Genomic DNA, 14,298 nt, shown 5'->3' with positions numbered 1-14,298 from the left:
GTCGGCACCACCCGCGGGGCCCCGGCCGACACCCTGGCCGGGGCCCCGCACTGGCGTGGGCCCCGCTGTCGGTGTCGGCCCCCGGGTCCGGATCAGAGCCAGACGGCCCGGTCGGTCCCCCACCGGGAAGGCCCCCGGTCCCATCCGAGGCCCCCGAGCGGCGAAGCCGCGTACCGCAGCGGTCCGTACCCCGACGCGGTCTCCCGCAGCCACGGCTCCGGGGTGTACCCCGGTACGGCGGCGCCGGCCGCCCGGACCTCGCGGACCAGCCACGACGCCGTTCCCGCCAGGGAGAACCGCAGGGCCTGGCCACCGCCCTCCGCGAGGGCCCGTAGGACTCCGGCGGCGACCAGGTACCCCGTCCCGTGGTCCAGTGCCTGGGCCGGCAGCACCCCGGGGGCGCGCCCGTCCCCGCAGGCCGCGGAGATCCCGTACCCGGCCTGCACCAGCGAGTCGAACCCCCGGCGCCCCGCCCAGGGACCCCGCCGGCCCCACGCGCACAGTTCGGCCACCACCAGCCCCGGCCGGTGCGACAGCAGTTCCTCCGCGTCCAGCCCGTACCGCTCCAGTGCTCCCGGCCGGTATCCGGTCACCACCACGTCCGCCCCGGCCAGCAGGCCGTCGAAGACCGCCCGGTCCCCCGTCTCCCCGAGGTCGAGGAGCACGGACCGCTTCCCGAACCCCGTGTCCGCGTAGGCGTCGTCCGACTCCGGGAGGCGCGGGGAGTCGATCCGCAGCACGTCCGCGCCGAGCAGCCCGAGGGTCCTGGTGGCCACCGGCCCGGCGATGACCCGGGTCAGGTCGAGCACCCGTACCCCCTCCAGCGGCCGTCCGGTGCCCGCGGCGAGCGCGCCGAGGGGCCGCCCGCGCCCGCCCGAGGCGGTGCGTTCCACGAGGGGTTGCGGCGCGCCGTACTCCTGCGTCACCGCCACCGCCAGCCCGCCCTCCGCGTAGACCTCCTCCTGGACGTCCACGGCCCGCCGCCCGGCGATCGCCCGGGCCACGCCGTCCCGGGTACCGGCCGCCAGGACCCGCACCAAGGCGGTTTCGTGGTGCGCGTAGTTGGCGTGCGTACGCACCCATCCGTCGGCGGCGCGCCAGAAGCCCGACAGCGGCGCGAACGTCACGGGTGGCCGGCCGTCCACCAGCAGGTGGCGCTCGCTGACGAACGCCGTGGCCACGGCCCCTTCGTCGACCAGCAGCGGAGCCACGTCGTCCGCGCCGCCGCCGGCCCGTACGGCGGCCAGCTCGGCGGCGGCCAGGGCGCACACGCCCACCGTGGCCCGCGCGAGTTCGCGTACGGGCAGCGGCCCGTCCCCCAGCCCGTCGGGCCCCCGGTAGCCGACCCGTCCCGCCAGCTCCCCGGGGCCGCCCAGGGCGGCCCATGCCTGTCCGGTCCCACCGTCTCGACTCGTCATGGGCCCATCCTGCCCGGCGCGCCGCGGCCGCGGCGGGCGGGGGCCGGGTCCCTCGTGTGGCGGGCCGGGTCCCCGATCGGGCGATGTAGCGCTCCAGGGCGTCTCGATTTTCCCCGTACGGCGTTACACGACGCGGAACATGAACATCGCCTCGGCTGCCTCGTCTTCCGTCGCGGCGCAGCCGGCGCGTGCGGGCCGGGGGCGGCCGGTGGCCCGTACGAGGGAGCACGATGACCGACCCGACCGCGGTGGACACCTGGCGTGGAAGGCTTGCCGCACACTGCCGTGACGTGTGCGAGGCGCCCGCGTTCGCGCTCACCGTTTTCGCGGTGATCCTCTTCAACGCCGCGCTTCTGGGGGCCGAGACGTACAGCGGCCTGTCCGCCGAGTACAGCGGCCTCCTGTCGGCGACCGAGCGTTTCTGCGTGATCGCCTTCACCCTGGAGATGCTGATCCGCCTGGGCGCGCACGCCGACCGGCCGAAAGCTTTCTTCCAAGACCCCTGGAACGTCTTCGACTTGTTGGTCGTCTCCTCGGCCTTCATCCCGTTCCTCCGGGAGAACACCACGCTCCTGCGGCTGCTGCGGCTGGCGCGGGTCCTGCGCACCGCCCGGTTCATGCCCCAGCTGCGGGTCCTGCTGGTCGCGGTGGGCCGCAGCCTGCCGGGCACCGTCAGCTTCCTGTTCGTGGGCGCGCTGATCGTCTACGTGTACGCGATGATCGGCTGGATCTGCTTCGCCCACCACGACCCGCAGCACTACGGATCCATCGGCCGGGCGGCGCTGACCCTGTTCCTGCTGATGACGCTCGAAGGGCTCGGGGACGCCGTCCACGCGGGGCTGGCCATCTCCCCGCTGAGCCTCCTCTACTACGCCTCCTACGTGCTCTTCGGATCCTTCGTGCTGGTCAACGTGCTGATCGGCGTGGTCCTCAACGCCCTTGAGGAAGCACGGGAGATGGAGGAGGAGGCCGAGAAGGAGGAGAAGCGGGCGGCGCTGCTGGCGACGCAGTCGCCGCCGGACGCGGCCGACGAGCTCCTGCTGCGGATCGCGGCGGTGCGCAGCGCGCTCGACGACATGGAGGCCCAGCTCGACACCGTGCACTCCCCGTCGGCGGGGATGGCGACGGCCACCGCGGCGCCGGCCCACGCTTCGGCGGGCGCCCGCTAGGACCGGCGGGGACCGTCGGAACGGGCAGAGTCGGCGGAATCGCCGGAGCCGCCGGATCCGCCGGAGCCGTCTGACCCGGCGGAATCGCCGGAGCCACCGGAATCGTCCGAGCCGTCTGACCAGGCGGGAAGGCCTCCGGCCGGTCGGGCACCGCCCGGCCGGAGGTCCGCGAGCCAGGCGTGCCCCGGATGCTCCCGCTCGACGAGCGCGGCCAGCCTCGCGCGCCGGGCCTCGTCCAGCAGGGGCAGGGCGCGGGCGAAGTCCTGCTGGTCCTTGGGACGGACGGCCTTGGCCTTGAACAGCAGGGCCAGCTCGGGCGCGAGGTAGGGGATCCCGTCCGGTGTCCGGTGGACGACGGCGGTGTACGGCAGCCGGACGGACGGGTCGCGCCGGTAGATCCAGGTCTCGCCGTCGTGCGGCTCGCGGAACACGTCCACCAGGAAGTTCCCGGTCGCCGGATCGCGCAGCCAGGTCTGGTGGGTGAGCCCCGAGACCTCGGGCGTGAGCTCCCAGAGGCGGTCGTGCGCCACCACGTCGAAGGCGAACTCCCGGAACCTGGACAGGATTTCGGGGAAGCTCGCCGCGGGGACCGCGATCTCCAGGTCGCCGTGGTGGCGGGGCGGCCCGCCCGTGAAGAGGTCGACGGCCCAGCCCCCGGCGACGTACCAGGGGGCCGGGACCCCGGCGAGCCGGGCCGCCACCTCGGCGGGGGTCCAGGCGTGCGCCCACCTGGCTTCCGCCGCGGCCTGAGTGATCTCCACGCCGCCCGGGGGCAGTTCTGCGGTCATCGGGCCAGCCTAGCGAGGGGCGGGCGCGTCCCGGAGCCGGGCGTCGAGCACCGCGGCGAACTCGGCGAGGGTGAGGTCGCGGACTTCCTCCTCGTCGACCTTGACGGCCAGCCTGTCGTGCAGGGAGATGGCCATTTCCACCACCATGAGGGAATCGGTCAGCAGGTCCTGCATCCGGGCGCCGGCATGAACGTCCTCGGAGGGGGATTCTCCCATCGCGATGATGATTTCAGCGATCAGACCGATCGTGGATTCGGGTGCGGACGTGCTCATGACTACTCCTGTTTGCGCTCTGGCGGTCCGTGCGCCATGGTGGCGCCGAAGACCGGTGGGAAAAGGGAGAATACTCGTGTCGGAAAGTGTGATCGATGTGATGGAGGCGGGGACGGCCGAGTTCCGTTACGCCAGGGAGCGGCTCGGCGAGGCCGGGGAAAGCGCCTGGGACAGGCTGCTCGACTGGCTGATGGAGGACTACTTCCGACTCGAAACGACCGGTTGGGAGAACATTCCGACGAGCGGGCCCGCCGTGATCGTGGCCAATCATTCGGGCGCTTGGGGGCTCGACGCTTTCGTTCTCATCAAATCACTCACACAGGTCCTGAACCGGCCTTTGCACGTACCGGCCGCCTCTCTTACTTTTCGATTCCCGGTGATCGGCTCGTACGCCCGGAAATTGGGCGCCTTTCCCCTCGATCCGACGCTCGGACTGGAACACCTGACCGCAGGTGAACTCGTGGGAGTGTTTCCCGAGGGAATCTCCGGGCTCGAAAAGCCTTTCCGGAACCGCTACCGGCTGCGACCGTTCAGCCCCGGATTCGCGGCGACCGCCGTCCAGGCCGGAGCGCCCGTGGTCCCCGTGTCCGTGATCGGCGCCGAGGAGGCGTATCCCAAGTTCGGTGAGATCCCAGCTCTGGCCCGCCTGTTCGACCTCCCCTACTTCCCGCTGACCACGCTGCTCCCGCTGCCCTCGAAGTGGCTCATCACCGTGGGCAAACCGATCCCCGCACCGCCCCGGCCGCAGTCGTACTCCGCCCGCAGGACCGCGGCCGGTCTGCTCTGCGCCGAGGCACAGGAAGCCGTGCAGTCCCTGGTGGACAGGGAGCGCGGCAGGCGCGAGACGCCCTTCTGGTAGCAGTGGCGCCCTTTCGGCGACCGGGATGACGGCCGGCCGTCATCCCGGCACGGCCGTCAGTCCGCCAGCCGGTTCGCCGCCTTCCGTACGCCGTCGGCCGCCCGTGCGCACCGCTGGGCGTGGTCCAGCAGGACCATGCGGAAGCGCTCCCCCGCCTCGTCCCGGTCCCAGCCGTCCGCTCCGGCGCAGACCGCCAGGCTCTCCGCGTGCGCCGCCAGCCGCTCGGCGCTGGCCTGCGCCAGGGCCCCGTAGGACGCGGGCGTGCAGCCGCGGACCGCGGTCGGCAGCGCCGCCGGCCTGCCGACCGTCACCCGCCGGTCGCCCCGACCGCCGGGAAGTTCCCCCAGGGACACGAGCAGCGAGCGCGCGTCGAGCGTCGCCGGGAGCCGCCCCGCGGTCAGCTTCGGGTGGACCACGAACGGCCTGGAGACCGCGGTGACGGCCCGTACGAGCTCCGCGGCGACGAGCACCGCGAACCGCGTCGCCGCACACGCGCCGGGTCCACCGCACAGCGCGGAGGGCCAGACGCCGGGGCCCGCGCCGTCCTTGGCCTGCGACAGCCAGCCCGGCGCGCACAGGATCTCCGTACCGGCGCCGATCGCCAGGCCCTCCCAGACGAACGGCGCCTTCACCCGGTGCACGGCCGCGGCCACCGGCGGGTAGTGGCGCAGCGCCCGGTCCACGGCCTCCTCCGGAGTGTCCGCCGCCTCCACCGCGTGCAGGGCCAGCGCCTGCAGGGTCGTGCCGGTGGCGGCCTCGGCGACCAGGGCCAGTACGTGGGCCACCGCCGCGACCACGGTGTCGGCGCTCGCTCCCGCCCCGACGAGCCGTCCGACCAGGGAGGCCGGATCGGGGCTCTCCAGGTAGCCGGCCGTCCTGCGCCGCAGGGCGGCCGTCAGCTCCGCTCGGGCGCCCCGGCCCCGCGCTGCCGGCGTCCGGGCGACGATCTCGCTCAGCAGGGTGTCCTCGGCGGCCGGTTCGCCCACCACCAGGCGCCGGCCCAGTCGTGCCATCGCCTCGTCCCAGGCCCGCCGCTCCAGGGTGCCGTCCCCGCGCCGCCCGGCCACGGCCTCGTCCACGTCCCGGGCCACGAGGGCGGTCAGCTCGTCGCCCGGCGCGATGACCTCCCAGGTCAGCTCCGTGTGCGGCGACAGCCCGTAGCGGTCCCCGGCGTCCGTGAGCCCCGCGACGGGCTCCAACGCCCCTTCCTCCTCAGCCCGGAGCAACAGGGCCTCGGACGCGGCGGGGGCCAGGGGTACGAGGAAGTTCCCGAAGGGGGTGCGCAGCCGGACCGGTCGTCCGGAGCGGGTGCGCCGCAGGTGGTCCAGCAGGGAGCGCCGCACCCCTTCACGGGTCAGCGCGTCCAGGCCCAGCGCGCGGGCCGCGGTGTCGGTCCAGGGCAGTCGCTGGGCGAACATGGCCGCGCTGAACACGGCGTTCTCCAGGGCCCAGACGCTCTCGGGGGGTCGCGGCGCGGTCTTCGTGGAGGCCACGCCGTGTTCGCCGCCGTCGCCGTGTTCGGAGGTCATCTCAGGGTCTCCCGTGCTCACTTGTCGCGCAGCATGTAGGGCTGGTTGCCGACGATCCGGCCGTCATAGGCGCCGATCAGCGCGTTGACCTTCTCCCGGTGGTGCGCCATCGGGCCGCGCAGGGTGTCCGAGTAGGCCTGTGGGGCGTGCGAGAGCGGGTAGTCGTACGACTCGTCCAGCCAGGCCAGCTCCACCCAGCTGTCGGGGATGTCGTTGGGCGAAGCGGGGCCGCGTCCGTCGATCATCGGGATCACGTCGTGGTTGTTGACCAGGCTGATCACCTGCGTGGTGTGGTCGGCGGGGCGCTTGCCGTCGATGGGCGAGCCCACCGCGATCACGTGGGTGATCCGGTAGCGGGAGGACACCTCCACGTCCGAGGCGAGGTTCATCGCGGTCATCCCGCCGAGGCTGTGCCCGACGAACATGACCTCCGCCCCGGCCGGCACCCCGGCCCGCAGCAACAGCTTGCGGGCGGCCCGGGTGTACGTGGTGTCGGTGTGCAGCAGTCCGTCGAACGCTCCCACCAGGTCCTGGGGGGTGCTGTTGCTCAGGAGGGCGAAGCTCGTACCGGGCAGCAGCAGGACGTAGCGCACGGCGCCGTCGGCGCATTCGACACGGCGCAACAGCACCAGTCCGTGGTTGCCCAGGGCGCCGATGTCGTTGACGTAGCTGACGATGTCGTTGCCGGACGTGGCCAGCACCTTCGCCAGGATGGAGTCCGCGTCCGCACGCTCGGCGCGGCCGGGGCCGGGGTTGAGGTACTTCAGCAGGCTGCTCGGCAGCCCGAGGAAGGGATCGGTCGACGGGACTCCGCCGGCGAGCGTCACCCAGGAGAAGCCGTCGTTGACGGGGTTCTCGTCGAGCAGGCCCAGCAGGGCCGACAGCTCCATGATCACGGGGCTGAGGGTGGTCAGGGCCCGGGTGACCCCGAGCCGCTCGACGAGCGCGTAGAGGGCGCGCAGCGCCTCCAGCCGGCTGCCCTCGACCATGGCGTCGGTCAGCCGCCTGGCGAGCGGCGAGTCCAGATTGGGGTGGTCGGAGGCGATCGCCCTGATCCGCAGGGCGAAGGCGTCCACGGCCATCGCCACGGCGGCCGGACGGCGGTACGTCATGTTCCCCGCGATCCGCGCCAGTTCCCCGGCCAGTCCGCCGTTGGCCCCGAATCCGAGCCCCGTCGGGCTGGTCAGCGCCCGGGCGCAGGACACCACCGCCCCGAGCGCCCAGGCGGGGCGGCGCAGCGCCTCCAGCCCCAGCTGCCGGCTGCTGAGCGCGCCCGTCAGCTCGGCGGCGGCCTGCTTCGCCGTGAGGGCGGCGTCCGCGAGCAGGACCGACGCCGCGAGCAGCAGTTCCGGATCCGTGCGGCACGGGGCCGGCCGGCCGGCTTCCGCGGGGGCGGAGGCCCCCTCGGGCCCTGGGCCCCGTACGGGCTCGGGGGTGTGCGCGGGCTCCGGGGCCCGTACGGGTGTGGCGGCCCCCGCCGTCTTCGCCGCGCCCGCGGCCTTCGCCGGCACGGCCGGCTGCCCCGACTGGCGCCCTGTCGCCTGCTCGGCCTCGCCCGCCGTCGCCCGGCCGACCTCGGGCGCCGCTTCGCGCTCTGCCTCGAGGCCCGGCTCGCGCCCTGCCTCCGCGCTCGCGGGCCCGTGCCCCGCGGGTGTCGAGCGAGCTGCCGTGTCCACCGCTGGTGCGGTCACGTTCCCACCTCCCGTGCCTGCGCAACGGCTTCGCCTGGTTCCGTTGCCCGAACGGGCATGCTGGCACCGTGCGCGGTCCGTTCCGCGCGGCGATCCCCCGTCGCCGTACGGCCCGCACCCGTGCCGTGGACGTGGTGGACCGCCGGATGCCCGCGAGGGCCGTGGCCCTCGGGCATCCGGCGGCTTGGCGGCACCCCCCGGGCCGCCGCCCATTCGGTGATCACCAAAGGATGAGCTCCGCGCTCACGCGTTGACGCGGGCGCGGATCATCCCCCGTACGGACCACCGGGTCTCGTCTCCCGTCAGAGCGGCCGGGAGGGCTGGTCACGCCAGAAGCCGCATTGGTGCTCGGCCTCGAACGTCCGGTCGATCCTGTCGCCCGTGGGCGCCAGCGTCAGTACCGTGCCGCCCGGTCCGGTCGCCGGCCAGGGGGTCTGGCCCGGGACCGCGGGGACACCGTGGCGGGCGAAGGCGCCCCAGTAGCGCTTCATCCGGGTCGCCAGGGCGACTTGGACGGGGGTCAGGGACCGCTCCCCCATGGTGAAATCGTGCAGGTAGGCCAGCTCGGCGCTGTGCGCGTTCGACTCGTCCAGGCCCGGGACCTGGGCGCCCGTCAGGGTCGGCGAATCGGGGTCGTCGAACTCGTAGGCGAACGTCGGTACTTGACGAGCGAACGTCTGCGCCGTCCGGGCGGTTTCGCAGGCGAAGGTCCCATCGGTCATGACCGCCGACAGCGCCAGGTACGGGGAGCCGTACGCGGCCACCGGGTAGCGGGCGAGGATCTCCGGGCCGGCCGCGCCGTAGCCTGCGAGGACCTGCTGGGCGTACTGCTCGGCCGTCAGCGCGGGCTGGGTCAGCGCGACGAAGAAGCGCGCCTCGGAGCGGGTGCCGCCGATCAGGACCGGGACCTTGTTCCAGGATCCGGCCGCGATCGCCGTGGCCGGATCGCGCGGGAGCAGCCCGTCGCCCGACGCGGGGCCCGACGTGGCCCGCGTACCGGCCGCGTCCACCAGCGACCGCCCGGAGGCGGCACGCAGGCAGGCCGCGAGCCCGGACGCGTCGGGGCAGCCCGCGCTCGCGGCGAACTCGCGCGCCTCGGACTCGGACCGCGCGCCGTCGGGGGTGCGCAGCAGCGTGCACGGCCCGCTCTGCAGCACGGCCCGGTGGAACAGCCCGGCCGCGGACGGGGCGGCGAGCAGTCCGCACACCGAACCGCTGCCCGCGGACTGCCCGGAAACCGTGACCTTGCCCGGGTCCCCGCCGAAGGCCGCGCTGTTCTCCCTCGTCCAGCGCAGCGCCTGGATCTGGTCCATCAGCCCGAAGGAGCCGGAACCCAGCGCGTTCTCCCGCCCCAGTTCGGGCAGGGACAGGTAACCCAGCTGACCGAGGCGGTAGTTGATGCTGATCACGAGGGAGCCGGTCAGCTCCGCCATCGTGCGTCCGCCGAACTGCGTCCCGGTGCCCTGGCTGTACGCGCCCCCGTGGATCCAGAGAATCACCGGCAGCCGGGCTCCGGCCCGGACCCGGCCGGGCCGGTACACGTCCAGGTACAGGCAGTCCTCGCTGACGGCCGAGGGGTCGCTCAGCCCGAACGGCGAGAACTGCAGGCAGGCGGGGGCCTGTTCGGCGGCTTCGCGCACTCCGTGCCAGCGCCGGGGCGGCTGCGGGGCCCGCAGCCGGTGCTCCCCGACCGGCGCGGCGGCGTAGGGGACGCCGAGGAACTCCTGCGCCCCGTCGTGGGCGCGGCCGCGGAGCGCTCCCTGCGCGACGGAGACGACCGGGCGGGGCGAGGTGTCCGGAACTCCGGCGACGGACCTGCCGGGAGCGGCGGCCGCCGGGAGTGCGGTGGCGATCAGCGCGGTGATCAGTGCGCTGATCAGTGCGGTGATGACCGCGGCCGTCCGCGCGGGGAGGGCGATCACCCCGTGCCATAAGGGCCTTGACGTGGAAAGCCGGGCGATGCGGGGTGAGGGCCGTGGCATCCGTACTCCTGGGTTCGGGGTGATCCGGAGGCGGGACGGTGCGCGGTGCGCCTTCCGCCCCGCCTCCGGAAGGCCGGCTGGTGCGGGGAGACCTACGGGCGGAGCCCGGTGAGCAGGGCCGCGGTGACGGCGAAGTCGACCGGTCCGGTGTTCCAGTCGGCGTTCATCGGGCTGACGGCGATCTTCCCGGCGCTCACGGCTTCCACGTCGCTGCCCCGGGCCGGCGTCTTGAGGTCCACCTTCACGCCGACCTTCCACGTGCCGTCGCCGGCGTCGGTGTAGTCGGCCTTCAAGAGCGCCTGCGCGTCCTGGAAGGTGGTGGCAACCCCGGCCGGGGTTCCCCTGCCGTCGGCGCCGACGACCGGGTGGTTGACGTTGAGGCCGACACCCTGGGGCAGCAGGGGCCCGCCGAAGCGGGCCCGCGAGCGGAGCCGGTCGATCAGCTTGACCGCGAAGTCGAGCGTCGGGCCCATCGCGTTGACCGTGGTCACGGGGTCGGGAGCGGAGACTCCGCCGGTGCTCAGGGCGATGGCGGGCACGCCGGCGTCCAGAGCGGCGACGGCGCCGCCGACGGTGCCGGAGTGGCTGGCGAGCGCCGCCACGTTCGGGCCGAAGTTGGTGCCCGACACGACGAGATCGGGCGCCCGCCCCTCGAACACCTCGGAGAGACCGAAGTTCACCGAGTCGCCGGGGGATCCGTCGACCGCCCACACCTTCGGCTCGGGGTGGCGGACGGCGATGGACGGGGCACTGGACGTCTTCGTGCCGGCGCCGCTCTGGTTGGTCAGCGGGACCACCATGGTGACGTCGTGCCCGGCGGCGGTCAGCCGGGCGAAGGCCAGGCGGATGCCGGGCGCGTTGTAGCCGTCGTCGTTGGTGAGCAGGATCCGCAGCGGGGCCGTGGGCACCGGTGCGGGCGCCGGTCCGGCCTGCGGCTCGGCCGCGGCGGCGGGCACCGTACCGGCGAGGGCCGGCGCGCAGAGCAGCAGGGCGGCCAACGGCAGAACTCGCTTGCGTTGCACGGAACGCTCCTTTGGAGAGGGAGGAGGAGGAGAAGAAGATGACGCCGGACGGGGTGAGGGTCGGCAAAGGTGGTGCCCGGCGGGCTCGCGACCCTCGGCGCGAGCCCGCCGGAGTGCGGGCCGGGCCGCCGCCCGGAAGGCGCGGCCCGGAGGTTGCGGGTACGGGGCCCGGAGAGGACGGGCCTGGCCGCGACGGGGCCGGCTGGGTCAGCGCACGCTGCGGATGGGGAGGATCGCCAGTGCGCCGATCAGCGAGAGCGCTCCCCCGACCAGGAACAGCGGGGTGTAGCCGCCCAGGGTGGTGACCACGGCGGAGGCCACGAACGGGGCGATGATCTGGGGCCCGGCGTTCGCGATGTTCAGTACGCCCATGTCGCGGGCGGCGTCCTCGGCCCGCGGCAGCACCAGGGTGACGAGCGCGGTGTCGACGGCCATGAAGCATCCGAAGGCCAGGCCGTTGAGCGCGCTGAAGACGAGCATGCCCGTCCACGTCGGGCTGACGACGGGGACCACCATGACCAGCCCGGCGAGGGCCGCCGAGACCCCGACGAACACCTTGCGGCGGTTCCAGCGGTCGGACAGCAGTCCGCCGACCACAGTGGAGACGGCCATGGCGACCATGGACACGGGGGTGAGGATCGCCATCGCGGCGGGCGGGGTGAGCCCGGCGGGGAGCGCGATGTGGTCGCCCAGGATGTAGAGCTGGTAGCCGACCACCGAGAAGTACCCGAGGACCATCAGGGCGCGCCCGATGAAGGCCCACCGGAAGTCGTGGTTGGCGAGCGCGGAGAGGAAGGCCTTGAGCTGGGCGCCCTTGGGGGCGGCGGGCGCCGCCTGATCGGGCTCGGATCTCGGTAGGTCCCGGCAGAAGCTGGTGAGCAGGAGCGCGGCGCCGGCGATGACCCCGCCGAAGACGAGGTAGCCGGTGCGCAGGTGCTCCGAGGTCTGGGAGGCGATCAGCACGCCGACCGTGCCGCCGATGGGCAGGCCCAGTCCCACCAGCGCGGACGCGGTACCGCGGCGGGCGGCGGGCACCCGGTCGGGCACGATCGCGGTGACGGCCGCCTGATAGATGTTCATGGTCGCCTGGACCAGGCACCATCCGATCCCCACGAGCAGCGCGGTGCTCACGCTCCCGAGAACGGCGAGGCCCACGAGCGAGCCGAGCGCGCCGCCCAGGACCCAGGGGTTGCGTCGGCCGCTGCGGTCGGAGAGCGCGCCCGCGATCGGGTTGAACGCGGTGGCGAAGATCGCGCTGATGCCGCCGATCAGGCCCAGCACGGCCACCTTGTCGTCACCGGCGATCGCCTCGATCTGGGTGGGCAGGAGGACGGAGCCGACGCCCATGTAGACGGCCATCATCGCGGAGTTCGCGACCAGGAGGAGGAGCAGGAGCCCGCGTCCGCGGGAGGGTTCGGGTTCGGGAACCGCCGGGACGGGCGGGTCGATGATCTCGTTCGTAGCCATGACGACTCCTCGGGGGACGGAGCGGGGAGGTGGCGCGGGGGGACCGCCGGTGCGGTGCGCGGGGAGGGCGGCGACGTGGGGGGCTGTCGCCCCGGAGGGCGTCGCCGGAAGGTGCCACGCCGAGCGCGAGGCGGCTGACGCGGTGCGATTGCTCGGCGCGGTGCGTGCGGTGCCTGCGGGGCGGGGCGGGGATGCGCTGCGGTGGGGGATGCAGTGCGGCGGGGCGGAGAGGCGGTGCGGCGGGGAGGCAGTGCGGTGGGTGCGGTGCCGTGCTGTGGGGCGCCGGGTGGCCGACACGATGTGAGGTGTTGTTACACGTGTCACTTCAGGTGCTTGGACACTGTGTAGCACCCGTTCCCCGGTCTCGCCAAGGGTTGGCGCAGCCCTCCGTTCAGATCGTGACCCATGGACGAAGTCCAGGTGGATCACGTGTAACCATCCACATGCAGCCTCCGGACGGGTCCGACCCGGCCGAGAACCCTCTTGCCCTTGTGGCGGCGGTCACGCTTCCGCAATACTCCGCACCGGCCCAGCCACCACCCACGGCCGGAGCCCACCCACCCCTCCGGCTCGGCCACCACCCGGCCGACCCACCCAGGGCGGCGCGCCGGGCGGCGGGCCACCCGGAGCAGCTCGGGCCGCACCGGCCCTACGGGCACCCCGAGGCGCTCGGCCACACCGCGGTCGCGACTCGCGCGCCGCAGCCGGCCAGTCCGCTCAGGGTGCTGAGGGACTGGGCCGTACGGACACCACCGGGCACTCGGACACACCGGGCGGCTCGCGTGGCCCAGACGGCCAGGCCGTCACGGTCCTGAGGACCGGGCTACCCGGATCCTCCGCACACCCCCGCTCGACACGCCGGCTCCAGCACGCCCGGCCCCTGTGCACCCCCGCTCCGCGCGTGTCGACCTCGGCACGCCCCTCTTCGCTGCCCCTGCCCCCCGCTCCCCGCATGTCGGCTTGCCACGCCCCTCCCCTCCCCACCGCCCCGCTCTCCGCTCCCCGCGTCGGCTTCGCCACGCCCCTCCCGCCCCCACCGCCCCGCTCTCCCCTCCCCGCGTCGGCTTCGCCGCACCCCCTCCCCACCGTCCCCGCTCCGCGTGTGCCGGCTTCTCCGCGCCCGCTCCCCTCCGTCCCCGCGCCTCGCGCCCGTCCGGCGCCTTCCCAGGTGGCCCATCACCCCGGGAGGCGGCCGCGAAAGGTTCCGCCATGTCCGGTTTCCCCGGCCACACCGTCACCCAGGCACCGTTCCCCGCCCGACCGCCCCGGCGCCCCGTCCCCGCGGCTCCGCCCCGCCACGCCCTCACCTGGGGTGTGGCGCTGACTCTGCTGTCCGCACTGACGGGACTGCTCCTGCGCCTGGACGAACGACCCTTCTTCCAAGGGCTCGACGACACGTGGGCCGCTTCGCTGAAGGGCTCGCCCGCCGACACCGCCAGCGGGTTCGCCACCGTGCTCGACCGCCTGGGCGGGCCGCTGGGCACGGTCGTTCCGCTGCTGCTGATGGGCTGCCTGTGCATGTACGGGCGCTGGCGGTCGGCACTCTTCGTCTTCGCCACGACCGTCGTGGCCAACATGCTCGTGGTGCTGCCGCTCAAACAGCTGGCCGACCGGCCGCGACCCCCGCACACCTGGACCCTGGTCAACGACGGCTCGTACCCGTCCGGCCAGGTCTTCAGCGCGGTGGCCCTGGTGATCGCCGCCGCGGTGGTGCTGTTCCCGCCGGGCGGCCGGCGCTGGTGGTGGCTGTTCGGCGGGGCCTACACCGGCGCCATGATGTGGAGCCGCACCTGGCAGCACGCCCAGTGGCTGAGCGACACCTTCGCGGGCGCCCTGGCGGCCGTGGGTGCCTGCCTGCTCCTGTGGCGGGCGTTCGCGCCCCTGCTGGAGACGGAGGCGGAACGCATGGCGTCCGACACCCTCTGGATGTGACGCCCTCCCCTCCCGCAAGGGAGGGGATTCCCCGCCCACTTCGCCACGGGCGCTGCGGCTGGACGCCACAGGCGCTCGGCCGGCCACCCTCACCGGTGCGCGGGACCAGACCAGCCAACCCGATTATCGCGAAACATTGACGGTCGCCGAATTTCCGCCATATCCTCG

Annotated in this window: 11 protein-coding genes; 3 read left to right on the top strand and 8 right to left on the bottom strand. The window is 73.9% G+C overall.

Annotated features, from left to right (window positions below; genetic code table 11):
• Nucleotides 1–92: 92 nt before the first annotated feature.
• Complete coding sequence (locus OG730_RS38865; RefSeq protein ID WP_327308705.1) at nucleotides 93–1,418, bottom strand: CoA transferase; 1,326 nt, start codon at nucleotides 1,416–1,418, stop codon at nucleotides 93–95.
• A 230-nt stretch (nucleotides 1,419–1,648) separates the two neighbouring features.
• On the opposite strand from OG730_RS38865, the gene OG730_RS38860 reads away from it, so the two are divergent.
• The gene (locus tag OG730_RS38860; protein ID WP_327308704.1) at nucleotides 1,649–2,587 is read left to right on the top strand and encodes an ion transporter; all 939 of its coding nucleotides are present in this window, start codon (nucleotides 1,649–1,651) and stop codon (nucleotides 2,585–2,587) included.
• On the opposite strand, the gene OG730_RS38855 is transcribed toward OG730_RS38860, so the two are convergent.
• Complete coding sequence (locus OG730_RS38855; protein ID WP_327308703.1) at nucleotides 2,584–3,375, bottom strand: nucleotidyltransferase domain-containing protein; 792 nt, start codon at nucleotides 3,373–3,375, stop codon at nucleotides 2,584–2,586. The two genes, OG730_RS38860 and OG730_RS38855, sit on opposite strands and share 4 nt — an antisense overlap.
• A 9-nt stretch (nucleotides 3,376–3,384) precedes the next feature.
• A complete protein-coding gene (locus OG730_RS38850) occupies nucleotides 3,385–3,648 on the bottom strand; it encodes a phosphopantetheine-binding protein (RefSeq protein WP_327308702.1) in 264 nt (87 codons plus the stop codon).
• A 76-nt stretch (nucleotides 3,649–3,724) separates the two neighbouring features.
• Here OG730_RS38850 and OG730_RS38845 point away from each other — a divergent pair, with 76 nt between their 5' ends.
• Nucleotides 3,725–4,507 (top strand): lysophospholipid acyltransferase family protein, encoded by a 783-nt coding sequence (locus OG730_RS38845; protein ID WP_327308701.1) that lies wholly within the window; start codon nucleotides 3,725–3,727, stop codon nucleotides 4,505–4,507.
• Nucleotides 4,508–4,563: 56 nt separating this feature from the next.
• Here the strand turns inward: OG730_RS38845 and OG730_RS38840 are convergent, their stop codons facing one another.
• The 5 genes from OG730_RS38840 to OG730_RS38820 all read right to left on the bottom strand — a co-directional run bounded on the left by OG730_RS38840 (nucleotide 4,564) and on the right by OG730_RS38820 (nucleotide 12,198).
• The gene (locus OG730_RS38840) at nucleotides 4,564–6,036 is read right to left on the bottom strand and encodes a cytochrome P450 family protein (RefSeq protein WP_327308700.1); all 1,473 of its coding nucleotides are present in this window, start codon (nucleotides 6,034–6,036) and stop codon (nucleotides 4,564–4,566) included.
• Nucleotides 6,037–6,053: 17 nt separating this feature from the next.
• The gene (locus tag OG730_RS38835) at nucleotides 6,054–7,727 is read right to left on the bottom strand and encodes a lipase family protein (RefSeq protein WP_327308699.1); all 1,674 of its coding nucleotides are present in this window, start codon (nucleotides 7,725–7,727) and stop codon (nucleotides 6,054–6,056) included.
• 302 nt (nucleotides 7,728–8,029) lie between these two features.
• Nucleotides 8,030–9,649 carry a carboxylesterase/lipase family protein gene (locus OG730_RS38830; RefSeq protein ID WP_327308698.1) on the bottom strand — a complete coding sequence of 540 codons (1,620 nt, stop codon included), beginning with the start codon at nucleotides 9,647–9,649 and terminating at the stop codon, nucleotides 8,030–8,032.
• A gap of 152 nt (nucleotides 9,650–9,801) precedes the next feature.
• Nucleotides 9,802–10,731, bottom strand: coding sequence for a 5'/3'-nucleotidase SurE (gene surE / locus OG730_RS38825; protein WP_327308697.1), 930 nt, complete (start codon nucleotides 10,729–10,731; stop codon nucleotides 9,802–9,804).
• Nucleotides 10,732–10,938: 207 nt separating this feature from the next.
• On the bottom strand, nucleotides 10,939–12,198 hold the full coding sequence (locus OG730_RS38820) for an MFS transporter (RefSeq protein ID WP_327308696.1): 1,260 nt from the start codon (nucleotides 12,196–12,198) through the stop codon (nucleotides 10,939–10,941).
• Between the two features lie 1,209 nt (nucleotides 12,199–13,407).
• Here OG730_RS38820 and OG730_RS38815 point away from each other — a divergent pair.
• Nucleotides 13,408–14,130: a phosphatase PAP2 family protein gene (locus OG730_RS38815; protein ID WP_327308695.1), complete on the top strand. Its 723-nt coding sequence runs from the start codon at nucleotides 13,408–13,410 to the stop codon at nucleotides 14,128–14,130.
• Nucleotides 14,131–14,298 lie beyond the last annotated feature (168 nt).

The sequence above is a fragment of the Streptomyces sp. NBC_01298 genome (genome assembly GCF_035978755.1).
In the GTDB taxonomy this organism is placed as follows: domain Bacteria; phylum Actinomycetota; class Actinomycetes; order Streptomycetales; family Streptomycetaceae; genus Streptomyces.
The sequence above is the reverse complement of the archived record's forward strand: the minus strand, read 5'-3'. Positions and strand labels throughout refer to the sequence as shown.